General features: G+C 32.2%; 2 pseudogenes. Both read left to right on the top strand.

Annotation, left to right across the window (positions count from 1 at the left end):
- Nucleotides 1–188 (top strand): annotated as a pseudogene (locus OC701_RS02645) (group II intron reverse transcriptase/maturase); the annotation flags it as partial.
- A 139-nt stretch (nt 189–327) separates the two neighbouring features.
- A pseudogene (locus OC701_RS02640) lies at nt 328–849 on the top strand (HD domain-containing protein); the annotation flags it as partial.
- Between the last annotated feature and the right edge of the window lie 460 nt (nt 850–1,309).

Here is a 1,309-nt window from a genome sequence, read left to right as displayed (position 1 = left end):
CGGAACGTTGTGAGAATTGCGATAAAACATCCCAACGTCAAATTCATCATATTGGCACAATTCGCAATGCGCATTACCAAAGTATCATGAATAGAAGAACTAAAGTATTGTGTAAGAATTGTCATCGTAAGATAACCAATCAGCAAATACATGATATCAGGAAGAATAAGAACAATAAGAATAAATAACTAATCAACCGCAAGGAGAAATTAGTTCTCGAGAGAGAGTGAATTATGGAAAGCCGGATGCTGGGAAACTTGCTTGTCCGGTTTGGACGGGGGCTGATTGTAAATAAAACAGCAAAGATAAATCGCTGCATAAAACGCAATTAATCTATCCGTATTTATTAAAGATCCTGTTTATGGTTATATTTATTTAGAATATTTATTTTTAGAAGAGTTAATTAATACTCGTCTTTTTCAGAGATTAAGACGTATTAAGCAATTAGGATGTGTTCATATGGTTTTTCCCGGCGCTGAACATTCACGTTTTACTCATAGTTTAGGTGTTTATGAATTATCTAGACGTTTTTTAGAATTTCATAAATTTCAGTTAATAGAAAAAAAATTTTCTTTAAGAAATAAATTAATTTTATTAGTTGCTTCTTTATTACATGATATCGGACATAGTTCTTATTCTCATATTTTTGAACGAGTCTTTGGCATTAATCATGAAGATAAGACAATTCAAATGATTATCAATGATAAGGAAATTGTTTCTATATTAGATAAAATAGATAACAATTTTAAATATGATGTTGCCGAAGTTATTAAAAATGATAAAAATAGTAAAAAATTTACTTTATTAAAACAATTATTAACAAGTCAATTAGATTTTGATCGTTTAGATTAGGGCGCCAAAGAGGCCTAAATTTCGTGCTATTTAACCAATAGCCAGGGCCGATAAACCCTGAAAGGATATGGTCGGTCTAACAAACGAAAGAATGTCAGATTAGAGCAGACCATAAAAGCGGGTTGCGACGAAAGCAAATTAGTCAAGAAGATGCCGCCACCTAATAATTCTACGGAGAAGCCTGAGATGGTCTAAGAAGGAAAATTGATGTAATAACGAGACCTGTTCCGGAAGTTGCTTAAACGGACAGTCCAGAGTCTACTAATATAAATAATCTGTATTGAGTAGTTTATCAAAAAGAAAACCTGGAATCAGCCTTCCAATAAGAAAGTTACTTCCCCTAAAGAATTAAGGTAGAAATTTAGTGTAACTTGGAGAATCCTAAAACTAAGTAATTAAGTTTACTAATCTGGAAATGTCTGGATGGTCAAGGATAAAGAATCTGTTTAGTAGTCGT

Origin of the sequence: Candidatus Phytoplasma bonamiae (assembly GCF_030586845.1) — a bacterium.
Classification (GTDB): Bacteria; Bacillota_I; Bacilli_A; order Acholeplasmatales; family Acholeplasmataceae; genus Phytoplasma; species Phytoplasma bonamiae.
The sequence above is the reverse complement of the archived record's forward strand: the minus strand, read 5'-3'. Positions and strand labels throughout refer to the sequence as shown.